We start from the raw sequence: 15702 nt of genomic DNA on the forward strand, positions 1-15702 counted from the left end.
TCAATTATTAAAAATGCTGTTTCCATTCAATTGCTTGTAGATCAGCAAAGTTATTCAATAATATAGCAATTCGATTTAATAATGCTAAACGATTCGTTTTTAATTGTTCATCATCAGCCATTACCATGTTATTTTCAAAGAATTGGTGAATTGGCTGCGCTAATTTTTCTAACTCAGAAAAAGCTTTGTCATAATCTTCTTTATTACAGTACTTCTGATAATTATGACCAACCTCTTGGTAAGCATGAAATAGTTCTCGCTCTGATTCCGTTTCAAAATAAGCAGGATTTACTTCTGTTTCATTTGTCTTTTCTGCTAAATTTAAAACTCTAACTAATGCTTCTTGAATTGGTTTAAAGCTTTCATCATTTCGTTTTGCAGATAAAATACTAGCCTTTTTGAAGATCTCTGACATGACACCAATTTCATTATTTGTTATAGCTAGAATGATATCCTGTTCAATTCCTCTTTCCTTCAAAACGAAAGCTACTCTTTGCTGTACAAATTCATGTAGTTCCTGTGAAACTGATTCTTGATTGAAATGTTCAAGATTAAGTGATTTATACATTTCTACTACCATATCTAAAATCTCAGCTACTGGAATTTTCCACTCTCTTTCATTAACAATGCGTAGAATTCCGGTTGCTTGTCTGCGTAATCCATAAGGATCTTGAGAGCCAGTCGGCTTTAGTCCAACTCCGATACAGCCCACTATCGTATCAAGTTTTTCTGCAACACTAACAACTGAACCAACTAAAGTCTCTGGTAAATCACCACTAGCACTTGTAGGCATGTAATGCTCTCTAATAGCAGTTGCTACGGAAGAATCTTCACCAAAAATTTGAGCGTATTTTTCCCCCATGATACCCTGTAACTCGGTAAATTCATTAACCATATTCGTCACTAAATCGAATTTACTAATTTCAGCAGCTCGTTCAATATTAGCAGTAATAGTTGAGTCAAGATCCAATGCTTCTGCAATTCTCTTAGCTATACTCACAACACGAGTTACTTTTTCATGAATAGTACCGAGCTTCACTTGGAATACCACATTCTTTAACTTATCTTGGTAATAATCAATCGAGTTCTTTTGATCTTCTTCATAGAAGAACTGAGCATCTGACAATCTAGCTCTTAGAACCTTTTCATTTCCTTTAATCACTGTATCTATCGCTTCAGTATTTCCATTACGCACACCAACAAAATAAGGGAGAAGTTCTCCAGTATTTGATTTAACCGGGAAATATCGTTGGTGCTCTTTCATGGATGTAATTAATACTTCTTCTGGTAAATCTAGAAATTCTTTTTCGAAAGAACCAACAAAAGTAGTAGGGTATTCTACTAAATTTCGGACTTCATTCAGTAAATCTTCATCAATTGGAATATTGAAATTAGTTTGTTCTTCTATTTTTTGGATTCCGTCAAGTATCATTTTCTCTCGTTCAGCTGAATCGACAATTACAAAACTTTCTTTCATTTGTTGTTTGTATGCTAGCGGATTATTTAGTATCAACTTATTACCTAAGAACCGATGTCCGTAGGTTTCATTTCCAGTAGCGACAGTAGCAATTTCAAAAGGAATAATCTCATCCTCGTGTAGGGCAACTAGCCAACGGATTGGTCTAGCGTAACGCATTGTTTGTTTACCCCATCGCATATTTTTACCAAATTGAATGGACTCAATAATGGTTTTAAATTCTGGTAATATATCTTTTGTTTGTTTTCCCTCTATTATTTTATTAACAAAGATATAAGTTGTACCCTTAACCTCTTTCGTATAAATATCTTCAACGGTTTTACCTTGACCTTTTGTAAAACCAATCGCAGCTTTAGACCAATTGCCCGCTTCATCTTCTGCAATGTTAATAGCAGGTCCTTTTGCCTCTTCCTCTATAGTGGCTTGATTTTCATCCATATCATGAATCAGTATTGCTAATCTTCTTGGAGAAGAAAAAGTTTCCATATTTGTATATGAAATTCGCTGTTCTTTTAACCACTTTTTAGTCTTATCTTCCAATTGCTTTTCAGCATCATCAATAAACCTTGCTGGGAGTTCTTCTAATCCTATTTCAAAAAGTACATTTTTTCCCATTACTGTTCCTCCTTCTTCAGCATTGGAAATCCTAATCGTTCTCTTTCTTCTACATAGGCTTTTGCAATATTTCTTGCTAGGTTTCGGATTCTTGAGATATAACCAGTACGTTCTGTAACGGAGATTACGCCCCGTGCATCTAACAGATTAAATGTATGAGAACATTTCAGTACATAATCATAAGCAGGGAATATGAGCCCCTTTTCCATCGTTTTCTGTGCTTCTAATTCATACATCGTAAATAACTGAAATAGCATATCTACATCTGACTCTTCGAACGTGTATTTCGAATGCTCATATTCAGGTTGTTTAAATATATCTTTGATCGTAAAGCCATCTGTCCATACAAGATCAAACACATTCTCTTTGTCTTGAATATAGGATGCTAGGCGCTCTATACCGTACGTCAATTCTACAGTGACTGGATTTGCTTCTAGTCCCCCAATTTGTTGGAAATAAGTAAATTGCGTGATTTCCATTCCATCAAGCCATACTTCCCAACCTAGACCTGCTGCTCCAAGTGTTGGATTTTCCCAGTTATCTTCAACAAAACGAATATCATGTTCTAAAGGATTAATACCTAATGCTTTTAACGACTCTAGATACAGTTCTTGTATGTTGTCTGGAGATGGTTTAATAATAACTTGGAATTGATGATGCTGGTATAAACGATTTGGATTTTCACCATATCTACCATCTGCAGGTCTTCGCGAAGGCTCCACATAGGCAACCCTCCAAGGCTCCGGCCCCAAACTACGTAGTAATGTCATTGGTGACATTGTACCAGCACCTTTTTCTACGTCATATGCTTGCATTAATATACAATTCTGTTCAGACCAAAACTTCTGCAAGGTTAAAATCATATTCTGTATATTCATGTTAACTACCTCCGTATAAATTTAAATAATGAAAAACCCGTCCCTATGTCTATAAATGTATTATAGACATAGGGACGGGTTTAAGACCGCGGTTCCACCCTATTTGCTTTATTCTCTGAATAAAGCCACTTTATTTACTATGCTCCAGAGCGCCATTCCCAACTTTTCCAATGTCCAGCTTACACCAACCTGGACTCGCTTCCGATTGAAAATAGAAAGTACTCTTCTCTATCATCACATTTCCTTATCAAATATGTATCATATTACTTTATATTAACAGTATTTGTCAACTTTAAGATATTATTTAAGTTTATCGATCTGTTTTAAGAACTTTTGTGACTTTAAGTAATAACCGCCATACCGTTCATAATAAGCATCTATTAATCCTCTTAATAACAAACGATTCTCATCCTTAACTGAGACATTACCTACTCTCTCCAAGCCTACCGAGGAGAATAGAAACAATAGTTTAACTACAGCGTTTGGGAGTTCTATGGAATCAGGGTCAATATGTTGGCATTTCTGACATAATAGTCCACCTTCCACAATAGAAAAGCTGAATGGTGCCCCTTTCTCACCACAGTTAGTACATTGATGAACAGTAGGTGCAAAACCACCAGTGCGAAAAAGTTTCATTTCATACATCATAACAGGGATATCAACATCATCATTCTCGTTAATCCATTCCATCGTTTTAAATAATTGAGTATAAACTTCCATATTAGGGACATTTTCATCAAGTAATTTATCCGTTAATTCTACTAAATATGCTGCATGTGCAGTTTTGATAATGTCCTCTCTAATATTTCGAAACGAATCCAATATTTCTCCCTGTTGTATGGTACTTAACCCTTTGTTTATGTACACAAAAAATTGGCCATAAATGAATGGCTGCGTAACAGCAGCCATTCGACTTTTAGGTTTTTTTGCACCTCTAGCTATAGCAGAAAATTTCCCTATTTTTTTACTGAATATCGTGACGATTTTATGTGTTTCACCATAGTCTTTGGTTTTTATTATTATTCCGTCTATTTTTTCTAGCATACATTATTTCCCCTTTTTTTACTGCATGCTACATATTTGAATCTACCGGTAAGCTTTCCAGATTATTTACAGAGCCCATGTCTTCATCCAGCCCTTGAGGTTCACTTTCTAACTCTTTCATCAGTAAATAGGTCTCCACATTTCCTGTTTGACTAAATAATTTCCATACTAAGTCGATCACAAGAAAACACACCTTTCCTTATACTTTAAAAGTATCTTTTAGTTAGTTTGAACTCTTGTTTTACTAATCTAATCTGGATACACGTATTGCTCGATTCGGCAACCAATGTTCCGGATAACCTTATCTTTTCCACACAGTCAGAAACAATTAGTTAAAAAATTTTCCAACTCTAATATTCGTCCTCGCGGAAACCGTATTCAAATAATTGGGTTTGTTTATTTCTCCAGTCCTTTTGTACCTTAACCCATAGCTCCAAATACACTTTAGAACCTAGTAAAGCTTCTATATCCTTCCGAGCAGCTTTACCTACATTCTTAAGCATGCTTCCTTGTTTTCCAATTAGGATCCCTTTTTGTGATTTTCTTTCTGTAACAATGACAGCTTGAATAAATATTGCGTTGGATTCTCGCTTTTCGATATTTTCAATAACCACTGCAATCGAATGCGGAACTTCTTCTCGAGTAAGATGCAATACTTTTTCTCTTATTAATTCACTCATAACAAAACGTTCCGGATGGTCTGTTACTTGATCAGCCGGGTAAAATTGTGGACCTTCAGGTAAATGTGTTTTCAGCACTTCTAACAGATGATCAATATTGTTTCCTTGTAGTGCAGATATAGGAATGATTTCTTCAAAATCATATTTATCTTTATATTGCTCGATAAGTGGAAATAGCTTGTCCGGATGGACTAGATCAATTTTATTAACTACTAGAAATACAGGATTCTTGACCCGTTCTAGTCGATCCATAATAAATTGATCTCCTCTACCATATCCTTCATCAGCATTAATCATAAAAAGAACAGCATCTACTTCATTCAAGGTGTTTTCCGCAATTTTCACCATAAAATCACCTAAGCGATGTTTAGGTTTGTGGATACCAGGTGTGTCAATAAAAATAAATTGAGCATCGTTTTGAGTTAATACACCCTGTATTTTATTTCTAGTTGTTTGTGGCTTGTCACTCATAATAGCTATTTTTTGGCCAATTACTTTATTCATAAAGGTAGATTTTCCAACGTTTGGTCTACCAATAATAGATATAAAACCTGATTTATAATTAGTGTCCATGTAGTTCCTCCAAGAAGTTAGTTTCCATTATTTTCATTCTTTGTTTGGTCTATTATACTACAAAATCTTTCTTGTTTCATGTTATCGACAAAACCTTTAAAAAGAATGTATCCTTCGATAATTATCATCATAAATAATTGATATGGCAAGCTAGTAAAAAATAAAAAGAATGTACGAAAGGTTTATTTCCCTCGTGTACATTCTCTAGAATATCTTTGGAATAAAAATGATAAGTCCAACTATGAGAGCGGTTATAGACGCTGTAAATACTCCTGCAGCTGCAATGTCTTTGATTCTTTTCGCTGTAGGATGTATTTCTGGCTTTAAATAGTTAATAACTTCTTCTATTGCAGTATTTACGATTTCAGCCGTCATAACTAGCCCAATTACAATTACTATGGTAATCCATTCGACAGTATCAACACGAAAATAGATTCCGGCAATTATGACGATAATTGCCGAAATCAAGTGAAGGCGGAAGTTCCATTCAGACTTAATAACTTCTAATAAACCATTTATAGCATATGTAAAACCTATAGCTTTCTTTTTATCTTCCAAGATTATATTCCCCTAATATTTCTTCTTGTTTTTGAAACATTTTCTTCTCATCTTCTTCTGTCATATGATCATATCCTAATAAATGGAGAAAACCATGTACTGCCAGAAATCCTAACTCACGTTCAAAAGAGTGGTTATAGTCTTTCGCTTGTTCCTTCGCTTTTTCTACAGAGATAATTATATCTCCTAATGCTATAGGAACATCTTCACCCACAATGTCCATTTCTCCATCTACTTGTTCTTCTAACGCAAAGGAGATAACATCTGTTGGTTTGTCTATATTCCGATAGTCTCGATTGATTACTTGGATTTCTTCATTATTAACAAATGTCACAGAAACTTCTGCATGATTTGATACGTCCTCTTTCTTCGCTGTTAATTCTAGCAAACCTTTGATTAATTCAAAGTGACTCTCAGGTACCAAGTCTGTATTATCTTGAAAATCTATTTCCATTATTTAGCCTCCTTATTAGGGTATTGAATTCGTGAATGGAAGATACCTTTTAAAGCTTCGCATATCGTTTGATGAATAATCTTTACCTCTTTAATAGTAAGTGGACAATCGTCTAATTGACCATCCATTAAGCGGTCATTAACGATATTGGAGACAATTTCATCAATTTTTTCTTCGGTTGGTTCTTTCAACGATCTTACCGCCGCTTCTACAGAATCACAAATCGAAATGATTGCAGCCTCTTTCGTTTGTGGCTTTGGACCAGGATAACGGTAATCTTCTTCACTTACCATTTTATTAGTTTCTTTCTCTTTGTAATAAAAATACTTCAATAATGTAGTTCCATGATGTTGCATAGCGATATCGATAATTTCTTTTGGCATTTTATTCTTTTTAAGTAACTCTGCTCCGTCATACGGGTGTCTAATAATAATTTCAGCACTTTGTTCTGGTGAGATTACATCGTGTGGATTTTTAATAGACAATTGATTCTCGATAAAATAATGTGGTCTTACCGTCTTTCCAATGTCATGATAATAGGCAGCAACCCTAGCTAAAAGACCGTTTGCACCTATTGCATCACAAGCCGTTTCACTTAAATTAGCTACCATGATGGAATGATGATATGTTCCAGGCGCTTCTGTTAATATTTTCTTAAGTAGTGGTTGGTTTGGACTAGACAACTGCAGTAATTTAATATCTGAAAGTATTCCCAGACCTGTCTCGAAAAACGGAAGTAAACCTATAGTCAGAACAGCAGATAAAAATGCTGAGGCTAATCCAAAACTCGATAGGACGATTACATCACCTAATGAATATTTCTCAAAGGACAAGAATACAAATAATAGTATAGTGACAATATTAACAATAGACATGCCAATACCCGATCGAACAATGGAAAGGCGATCCTTAACATTCATTAAACATACTATTGCAGCAAATTGCGAGAAAAAGAAATATACAGTTGCTTCAATGTTAAGTGTACCAGGTATTTCACCGTTAAAAATAACACCACCGAGAATAGCATATAAAGCCGTTAACACGATTGCTAAACGCTCTGTAATTAGTTGTTTTACTAGCAATACACCCGTAGCTACAGGAACTATAAAGAATAGTTGGTTTGCCTGAGTAGTATAAAGACTTATTACCTTCATTAAGGATACGACAAAAAAGCTAATTAACAGAATGGAAGCAATCTTTCCTTTATCTAGACCTTTTCGATTATCAATCCGATTCATTTCATAAATCATGATTGATCCAATTAATAGAATTAAAATAGCTAAGCCAATGACCGGAAATACGTTTCGGTCATCATTTAATAAGCCGACTAATTGTAATTTCTCATAGAGCTCATGAGTTATCGTTTCTCCCTCTCTAACAATAACTTCCCCGGCATTTATTATAACTGGCTCTACATTACTAGCTGCCTGTTTTCTAGCTTCAGCAGTTTTCTCCTGATCGTAAAAAGAATTCTCAACGACAGCAAACTCGGTTAACTCCTGTAACGCATCTATAAAATTTTGTTCAAGCGTCGAATAGCGAATGTTTTCTTTAATACTAGATATTGCACTGTTAATATTATCCGTTCTTACGCCACTTTGATATTCATCCTGCAAATAAGAAATAAATAAATCCTTACCGTTTTCCCTATCCGCCTTCGATACGTCTATTAATCTTAAAAAAACACTATCTTCTACTTTATCAGTAATATTATTTGATATTAATTGTTTCAGTCGTTGAACTTTTTCACGATTATTAAGCTGAACTGGAAGCCCAGTAGAATCTTCTTTCATCTCGGATTCTGATTCCAATCGATCAATTGCGATAAATATTTCTTCTATGTAACCAATTTGTTCCTCTGAAATATCCTCAGATATACTAAATCGATCCTCCACAGCAATAGATGCTTCTCTTGTCTTTCTTTTGGTTTCGTCCTGATTTTCAATTGTAATGGGTGAGCGAATAGTCTCTCTAGCAGTTGTTAAAGGTTCAATATCGTAAGTTTCGGTGTAAACATTATTAAATGTTAGTAAGAAGTAATAAAGACCTAATGCTGATATAGGCATCAGGATTCGCAACCATTTTGACCGAAGCTTTAGAATAGATTCTAAAATATCTTTAAATGAATTCACCTTTTCTCTCCCCCGCTTTCGAAAAGTTAAACCGCTATCTTTTTAAATATTACGAAAAATAAAGAAATAAGACCCTATAGGGGTCTTTAGTGCTAGTCAATTTTGTTGCTCTTTTCATATGCATCGATAATTTTTTGGACTAAATGATGTCTTACTACATCCGTTTGCGTTAAGTAAATGATAGAAATACCCTTAATAGTGGATAATAGCTTATCTGCTACCTGCAATCCTGACTTAACTCCTTTTGGTAAGTCAACTTGCGTGATATCTCCAGTGATAACCATTTTAGATCCAAAGCCTAATCGAGTTAAGAACATTTTCATTTGCTCTGGTGTGGTGTTTTGTGCCTCATCTAAAATAACAAAAGCATCATCTAATGTTCTGCCACGCATATAGGCTAATGGTGCAATTTCAATCGTTTCTCGTTCAATTAATCGCAGAGTATGTTCTGCACCCAATACATCATTTAATGCATCGTATAAAGGTCTTAAATAAGGGTCTACCTTTTCTTTTAAATCACCCGGTAAAAAGCCTAAGCTTTCCCCAGCCTCAACAGCAGGTCTGGTTAAGATGATTCTCTTTACATGACCATTTTTTAAAGCCTGTACGGCCATAACCACCGCTAGATAAGTTTTCCCAGTTCCTGCAGGACCAATACCGAAAACTAAGTCATTCTTCTTAATAGCATCTACATAACTTTTTTGTCCCAACGTTTTAATACGTATAGATTTGCCTTTAACATTTTTTGCAATGACGTCCTCGAACAAGGTTTCGAATTGATTGATTTTACCCTGTTTTGCTAATTCAATTGCATACACGATATCACGCTCAGAAATGGTTATTCCTTTACGCACGACACTTAGCAGTGTTAACAGGACATCTTGCACAATTGCAATATCACTATCAGTTCCAGAAACGCTAACTTTTTCTCCCCTAGTTACAATGGAGACATTCAGTTTGTCTTCAATATGTTTTAAATATCTGTCATTATTACCAAAAAGCTCCAGAGCCTCTTCCGGACTAGTTAGTTCAATATCAATTGCGTTTAAATTTTCTGGCATGTTCAATCTCCTTGAGTTATAGGTTGTGCTTCTACTATATTCTCTTCAACTGTAATATATAATTCTAATTTAACTTTACCATTCTCAATCGTTTCATGCAAAACTTTTTCCGACACGATAGTTGCTTCTGATCCAAGCTGTAATTGTAGTTCTTCTTTGGCTTGTTTTATTCCTGCCTGTATTGCCTGCTCTTTTGTTCTATCGATTTCATGAAATTGTTTTTCACTGAGAGTTGTTTCAATTATTCTAAGTGGCAAATTCCATTTTATAAATTTAATAGGTGTCTCTAGAGTATCATGATGAACAGCCTCATATTCTGGTGATTTAAACCCCCAAATCGGAAACTTAAAATCCTTTATACCTAAGTAATATTTTTTCTCTTGTTGACCAGTAAGTAATTCATAATTCTGCTTAAGTGGAATGGTCACGTCAACCTCATACCAAGTACTCGCAATAATTTCTCCTTCAGCAGGTACTAAAACTGATTTCTTCTTTTCTTTTTTATTCTCTTTGTCATCATTTACTTGTGTATCTTGTACCTCATTTAGAACGCCAGAAACGAGAACTTGTCCCGGTTTTACATAATCATTAACTTCAACTTTAGGTAAGCCTTTAGACACATACATACGTTTAATAACCCCTTTTTTGGTGGCTATTAAATTTCTTGGACCTTCAACTTTTTCCTCTTTGATCACAATCTTTTCTACGCCTTCGAGTTGATAGGTTGTCCCTTTTTGACGCACACCAACCCAAAGTAATTCTGGAATATCATTCGTAAGCTTCTGTTGAATGACGCCAGGCGACTCAATGGTAAAGAGCCACGCACCTGGATGAACGCCATATTCATTCAATTGCTTCGATATTTTTTCTTCTATTTCAATAGGTAACTCCCCTGTCACTTCCACTTTCCATATAATATTAGACATGAATAATATCATTATAATGCTCATCACGAGAGACAGCACAAATTCTTTTCTTCTTAAGAAACGGTGAAATAAAAAAGGATACCCTCTCCGTTGGGTAAACGATATTTTATACTTCGTTTCTCGCCTTAACTTTTTTATTTCGGAAATATCTGCTAGTTTTACATTTCCACTACATGTTTTTTTTCCATCCCGTTTAATATTCCATACCGTTACACCTCTGTCTGTACACTCCTGAAAAAACAGTTCAGGCATATGACCAGTTACTTTTATCCGTACATACCCCTTTATATAAGATCCTTGAATCTGTTTCATAACATCCTCCCGATTACCATCTTTTATCTTGGAATAAATTTAACCTCAGTTATTTTCCCTTCCAATAATATTTCTTCAGGTAACATCATCTTTAGCACAAATGATGATCCTTTTATTTGAATATAACCCTTAGTTGTTTTAAGTCTTAGTTCATTATCCGTAAATACGGAAAGACCCTTATGATTCTCAATATAAACATGTAGTTGTCCGATTATGGTCATTCTAGGCAACTCCATAACAACATCAGAAGGCAATGCTAGATGTTTTACTAGCCATGGTCGTAATCGTTGATGTAGTTTTTTCACAAATGTGAGCCCCCTCTCACATACATATTTATGAAAAAATGAAACAGATAAGAACTAAAAAACCCAAAAGCATCAGTTAGATGCTTTTGGGTTTCATTATCGATTCCTATTTCTATTTCTTTCAGTAATAACATTCCGGTATGGTTTCCTAGCTCTAGGAGGACCAAGTACCTCAGACATAATAATCCCTTGAACTAATCCTTTTGAGTTTAGTCCGGTTTTTACGTCTTTCTTAAATTGCTCCATATTTTCATTGGTTGCATCTAAGGAATGGTTTTTAATCTCATCCTGTATCGCCGTTCCCAGTGATAGATCCTGTTGGCTAATATCTCCAACAGATACATTAACCTGAGTATTCATGCGGCTAGCAAGTTGCTCCATTTGTTTTCGTTGCTGTTCTTCAGCATAAACCTTAGAAGGATTAGACTCATAAACCGGTTGTTTAGGTTTAGACCTTCCTCCTGAAGGGGTAGGTGTTGGCTTTGGCACTTGATTGGGTCGGTCAGGTTTACGTTGCTGATCTTGTTCTGTCTTATTACCACTCAATGATTTTAAGATCCCAAAGATAATTACAGCGGCAAACCCAATAACTTCAATTAGACCATCCATCTATTTCCCCCTCTTCATTTTATAATAAAGAATATTACTTTTCATCGTCATTATCTTCTTTAGATAGTTTGCCAATAGAATCACGCATATCTGTATCAGCATTTATGTTTTCATAGTTTAGGTAATCCATAACACCTAATTTTCCAGTTCTCAATGCTTCAGCAAGAGCAAGTGGTACGTCCGCTTCTGCTTCAACAACCTTCGCGCGCATTTCTTGAACACGTGCAACCATTTCTTGTTCTTGAGCAACTGCCATAGCACGACGCTCTTCTGCTTTCGCCTGTGCAATCTTTTTGTCTGCCTCAGCTTGGTCAGTTTGTAGCATTGCACCAATGTTCTTACCGATATCAACATCTGCTATATCAATTGACAGGATTTCAAATGCTGTACCAGCATCTAATCCTTTAGCAAGTACAGTATGTGAAATCATATCTGGGTTTTCTAGTACTTTTGCATGTGTTTCTGAACTACCAATTGTACTAACAACACCTTCACCAACACGGGCAATGATTGTTTCTTCACCAGCCCCCCCGACTAAGCGGTCAATGTTAGCACGTACGGTGATTCTAGCTTTCGCTTTTACCTCGATACCATCCATCGCGATCCCTGCGATAAACGGTGTTTCAATTACTTCTGGGTTAACACTCATTTGTACAGCTTCAAGTACATCACGCCCCGCAAGGTCAATTGCAGCAGCACGTTCAAAAGTTAATTCAATATTTGCACGGTGTGCAGCGATTAAGGCATTAACAACTCTGTCTACGTTACCACCAGCTAAGTAATGGCTCTCCAGTTGGTTAGTAGTTACTGCAAGACCAGCTTTATGTGCTTTGATTAAAGGGTTAATCACGCGACTAGGTACTACTCGACGTAAACGCATCCCTACTAATTGTAAAATCCCAACTCTTACCCCTGCAGCTAATGCACTAATCCATAGCGTTACAGGAATGAATGTAAATAAGATTGCTACAGCAATCAAGATTACTGCGATTAGTATCACAGGCAAAATAATTTCTTCACTCATATATATCCTCCTAGAACAATTTTTTATATTATAGGTTAATAATTTAACCTTATAATTCTCTTACAATAACACGTACTCCTTCTACCTTTACTACTTTTACCTTAGTATCTTTCTGGATAAAACTACCTTCAGATACTACATCGACGCGTTCATTTCCAACAACAGCAACTCCAGAAGGCCTAAGGGCAGTTACCGTTATTCCAACCATTCCAATTAAGTCAAGACGATTTTCATTCGAAACATAACCTAACTCTGTTGTAGTACGGTCTCTAAGAATGACATGGCGGAACACACCTTTATCAAGACCTATTCTTCTAAATAATATTACAGCGGCAACAATTGCAACAATAAAGGCAATGGAAACACTCATCATCATATCTCCTACATTTGCTCCTGACATGAATAACGACCCAATAATTGCCCCTACACCTAATAAACCTAATATACCACCTGGTACAAAAAATTCCGCAATAATCAATGCTAGCCCTATTAAAAGAATAATAATAGCTTCCATTCCAGCAAGTCCAGCTACGACATGCCCATAGAAAAAGAGAACTAGAGATATAAGTCCAATACTTCCTGGCACACCAAATCCTGGTGAATAAAGTTCAACAATTAATCCAAGACCTGCTAATGATAGTAGAATAGATACCACAATTGGGTTTGTAATAAATCTTGCAATATTCTCTGCAAGTGTTGGATCAGTTTGAATAACCGTGCCTTTGGATAACCCTAATTCATAAAGCAATTCGGTTCTATCGGACACGATACCTTCTGTGTAACCAACCTCTAATGCTTCTTGTGGAGTTAAAGTTAAAAACTCCCCTTCTCCCGCATCAAGCTCAGGTAAATCAATACTCGAATCAGCCATGGCCGCAGCATAGAGAGGGTTTCTTCCACCGGATTCGGCAGCACTTGTCATTGCTTTTAACCAAGCAGATTGTGCTTTTTTATCTGCCGCAGTACCATCCGAATTGATAACACCACTAGCCCCCATCGTTGCCCGTGGAGTCATATAAATGTTATCTGTATGTAAGGCGATATACGATCCTGCTGACAATGCTTGGCTTATAATATAAGAGGTTGTAGGGATATCTAGATTGGCAATAATTGTTCCTATATTATCTGCAGCCTCGACACTTCCCCCAGGAGTATTAATTTCAAAGATAATATGATCTGCTCCTGCTTCAAGTGCTTCTTCTGTTGTTCTAGATAAGAAGGCTTCCAATCCCCGTTCAACATCATCCTCAATAGGAATAACATAGATTAGTTTTCCTCCGCCCTGGTCGTTAGCGTAGCTAAAACTAGAAGGCAAAAATAAAGATAGGATAATGAATAATGAACTATAAAATAGTAAATGTTTTTTCTGCAATTATTACACCCCCTTTTCATACATTAGTTTATACGTCTTATAGTTTACTTAGGTTTCAAAAAGTTAAAAAAGGACATGTTAATATACATAAATAGTACCATAGTTATCTATGTGAAAGGTAGGGAAATGAGATAAGTTAATGGGTAATATTATTTAAGTTGGGTAAATTAAAAACCCTTGCTTAAATAGCAAGGGTTTAAAGGGTATACTTAATTCAAATGTTCTTGAACTAATTTATTAATTTTAGAGCCGTCTGCCTTACCTTTTACTTTAGGCATAATCGCACTCATCACTTTACCCATATCTTTCTTTGAAGATGCACCAGTTTCTTGAATCGTTTCTTGAACAATCGCTGAAAGCTCTTCATCAGAAAGCTGTTCAGGCATATACGCTTGAATTATTTTGATTTCCGTTTCAAGTTTTTCAACAAGATCATCGCGTCCAGCTGATTTAAATTCTTGGAGGGAATCTTTTCTTTGTTTCAATTCTCTTGATAAAATTGTTATATCTTCATCTTCCGATAACTCATTCTTACCAAGTTTAATCGATTCATTTTGTAATGAAGCTTTAACCATTCGAATAACACTAAGTCTTTCTTTGTCTTTATTCTTCATCGCTTGCTTCATATCGTCGTTTAACTGTGATAGTAAAGACACTTCAGAGCACCTACTTTAGAATTTACGCTTTCTAGCAGCTTCAGATTTCTTTTTACGCTTAACGCTAGGTTTTTCATAGTGTTCACGCTTACGATATTCTTGTAGTGTCCCACTTTTTGCTACACTACGTTTAAAGCGACGAAGAGCATCCTCAAGAGACTCGTTTTTACGAACGCGAGTTGTATTTGACATGCTAATTTCCCTCCCTCCGAAGCAAAAAAACAGATTATAAAGGCATATGTACATATCACATGCCTTTTGTAATTATAATATAACTAGAAACATCGGTCAACTGATTATTTTAATTCTAGTAATACAATTGGTATTAATAATCTGACGTGCCTTTGTTTCCGTTAATAATATCCACTCCTGCGCTTGCACCAATTCTGGTTGCTCCTGCATTAATCATTGCTTCTGCACCAGCCAAATCTCTTACCCCTCCGGAAGCTTTTACTCCCATATCTGGTCCGACTGTTTTGCGCATTAACGTAATATCTTCTACAGTAGCTCCTCCACCGGAAAAACCAGTTGAAGTTTTTACGAAATCTGCACCAGCTTCTTTAGCAAGTTTACAAGCACGAACCTTCTCATCTTCTGTCAATAGTGACGTCTCAATGATTACTTTTGTTAAGGCTTGTCCTTTTGCTTCATTAACAACTGCCTGGATATCTTGTTTAACAAATTCATCATTACCTGTTTTTAGTTCGCCGACATTAATCACCATGTCGACCTCTGTTGCACCATCCGAAATGGCTTGTTTCGTTTCGAAAACTTTTGTTGGTGTAGAAGTTGCACCTAAAGGAAAACCAATTACCGTACAAACCTTAACAGAAGTATCTTTTAAATGATCATAGCATAATGAAACCCAGTGTGGATTTACACATACGGAAGCAAATTCATATTCCTTTGCTTCTTTAACAATTTTCAAAATACTTTCTTTTGTTGTATCTGGCTTTAAAAGTGTATGGTCAATATATTTTTCTAAATTAGTAATCATAATGATTCTTCCCTTCTTTAGTTGTACGT

The 15702-nt window shown here is 35.7% G+C and carries 17 protein-coding genes and 1 other annotated feature; all 17 genes read right to left on the reverse strand.

The window, feature by feature from the left end; translation table 11 throughout:
- Positions 1-7: 7 nt before the first annotated feature.
- The 17 genes from glyS to deoC all read right to left on the reverse strand — a co-directional run bounded on the left by glyS (position 8) and on the right by deoC (position 15673).
- Positions 8-2092 carry a glycine--tRNA ligase subunit beta gene (gene glyS / locus TE34_RS18605; RefSeq protein ID WP_047986317.1) on the reverse strand — a complete coding sequence of 695 codons (2085 nt, stop codon included), beginning with the start codon at positions 2090-2092 and terminating at the stop codon, positions 8-10.
- Positions 2092-2970 carry a glycine--tRNA ligase subunit alpha gene (glyQ, locus tag TE34_RS18610; RefSeq protein ID WP_047986318.1) on the reverse strand — a complete coding sequence of 293 codons (879 nt, stop codon included), beginning with the start codon at positions 2968-2970 and terminating at the stop codon, positions 2092-2094. The genes glyS and glyQ overlap by 1 nt, the downstream gene beginning before the upstream one ends.
- 67 nt (positions 2971-3037) lie before the next feature.
- Positions 3038-3214 (reverse strand) — a binding site (T-box leader).
- Positions 3215-3270: 56 nt separating this feature from the next.
- The gene (recO, locus tag TE34_RS18615; RefSeq protein WP_047986319.1) at positions 3271-4014 is read right to left on the reverse strand and encodes a DNA repair protein RecO; all 744 of its coding nucleotides are present in this window, start codon (positions 4012-4014) and stop codon (positions 3271-3273) included.
- Positions 4015-4042: 28 nt separating this feature from the next.
- Positions 4043-4195: a YqzL family protein gene (locus TE34_RS20850; protein ID WP_084710782.1), complete on the reverse strand. Its 153-nt coding sequence runs from the start codon at positions 4193-4195 to the stop codon at positions 4043-4045.
- A gap of 169 nt (positions 4196-4364) precedes the next feature.
- Positions 4365-5267, reverse strand: a complete 903-nt coding sequence (gene era / locus TE34_RS18620) for a GTPase Era (RefSeq protein WP_047986320.1) — start codon at positions 5265-5267, stop codon at positions 4365-4367.
- A gap of 204 nt (positions 5268-5471) precedes the next feature.
- Positions 5472-5825 (reverse strand): diacylglycerol kinase family protein, encoded by a 354-nt coding sequence (locus TE34_RS18625; RefSeq protein ID WP_047986321.1) that lies wholly within the window; start codon positions 5823-5825, stop codon positions 5472-5474.
- Positions 5815-6279 (reverse strand): rRNA maturation RNase YbeY, encoded by a 465-nt coding sequence (ybeY, locus tag TE34_RS18630; protein ID WP_047986322.1) that lies wholly within the window; start codon positions 6277-6279, stop codon positions 5815-5817. The genes TE34_RS18625 and ybeY overlap by 11 nt, the downstream gene beginning before the upstream one ends.
- Positions 6279-8411: an HD family phosphohydrolase gene (locus tag TE34_RS18635; RefSeq protein ID WP_053075138.1), complete on the reverse strand. Its 2133-nt coding sequence runs from the start codon at positions 8409-8411 to the stop codon at positions 6279-6281. The genes ybeY and TE34_RS18635 overlap by 1 nt, the downstream gene beginning before the upstream one ends.
- A gap of 92 nt (positions 8412-8503) precedes the next feature.
- Positions 8504-9472 carry a PhoH family protein gene (locus tag TE34_RS18640; protein WP_047986323.1) on the reverse strand — a complete coding sequence of 323 codons (969 nt, stop codon included), beginning with the start codon at positions 9470-9472 and terminating at the stop codon, positions 8504-8506.
- Positions 9473-9474: 2 nt separating this feature from the next.
- Positions 9475-10710, reverse strand: coding sequence for a sporulation protein YqfD (yqfD, locus tag TE34_RS18645; RefSeq protein WP_047986324.1), 1236 nt, complete (start codon positions 10708-10710; stop codon positions 9475-9477).
- A gap of 23 nt (positions 10711-10733) precedes the next feature.
- Positions 10734-11015, reverse strand: a complete 282-nt coding sequence (yqfC, locus tag TE34_RS18650) for a sporulation protein YqfC (protein ID WP_047986325.1) — start codon at positions 11013-11015, stop codon at positions 10734-10736.
- Positions 11016-11111: 96 nt separating this feature from the next.
- Positions 11112-11624 carry a hypothetical protein gene (locus tag TE34_RS18655; RefSeq protein WP_047986326.1) on the reverse strand — a complete coding sequence of 171 codons (513 nt, stop codon included), beginning with the start codon at positions 11622-11624 and terminating at the stop codon, positions 11112-11114.
- Positions 11625-11658: 34 nt separating this feature from the next.
- Complete coding sequence (gene floA / locus TE34_RS18660; protein WP_047986327.1) at positions 11659-12648, reverse strand: flotillin-like protein FloA; 990 nt, start codon at positions 12646-12648, stop codon at positions 11659-11661.
- A 49-nt stretch (positions 12649-12697) separates the two neighbouring features.
- Positions 12698-14020 (reverse strand): NfeD family protein, encoded by a 1323-nt coding sequence (locus tag TE34_RS18665; RefSeq protein ID WP_053075139.1) that lies wholly within the window; start codon positions 14018-14020, stop codon positions 12698-12700.
- A 209-nt stretch (positions 14021-14229) separates the two neighbouring features.
- Complete coding sequence (locus TE34_RS18670) at positions 14230-14676, reverse strand: GatB/YqeY domain-containing protein (protein ID WP_047986328.1); 447 nt, start codon at positions 14674-14676, stop codon at positions 14230-14232.
- A gap of 15 nt (positions 14677-14691) precedes the next feature.
- The gene (gene rpsU, locus TE34_RS18675; protein WP_026906232.1) at positions 14692-14868 is read right to left on the reverse strand and encodes a 30S ribosomal protein S21; all 177 of its coding nucleotides are present in this window, start codon (positions 14866-14868) and stop codon (positions 14692-14694) included.
- A gap of 133 nt (positions 14869-15001) precedes the next feature.
- On the reverse strand, positions 15002-15673 hold the full coding sequence (deoC, locus tag TE34_RS18680; protein ID WP_047986329.1) for a deoxyribose-phosphate aldolase: 672 nt from the start codon (positions 15671-15673) through the stop codon (positions 15002-15004).
- Positions 15674-15702: the final 29 nt, after the last annotated feature.

The sequence above is a fragment of the Ornithinibacillus californiensis genome, assembly GCF_001038485.1.
Classification (GTDB): Bacteria; Bacillota; Bacilli; order Bacillales; family Amphibacillaceae; genus Ornithinibacillus; species Ornithinibacillus californiensis.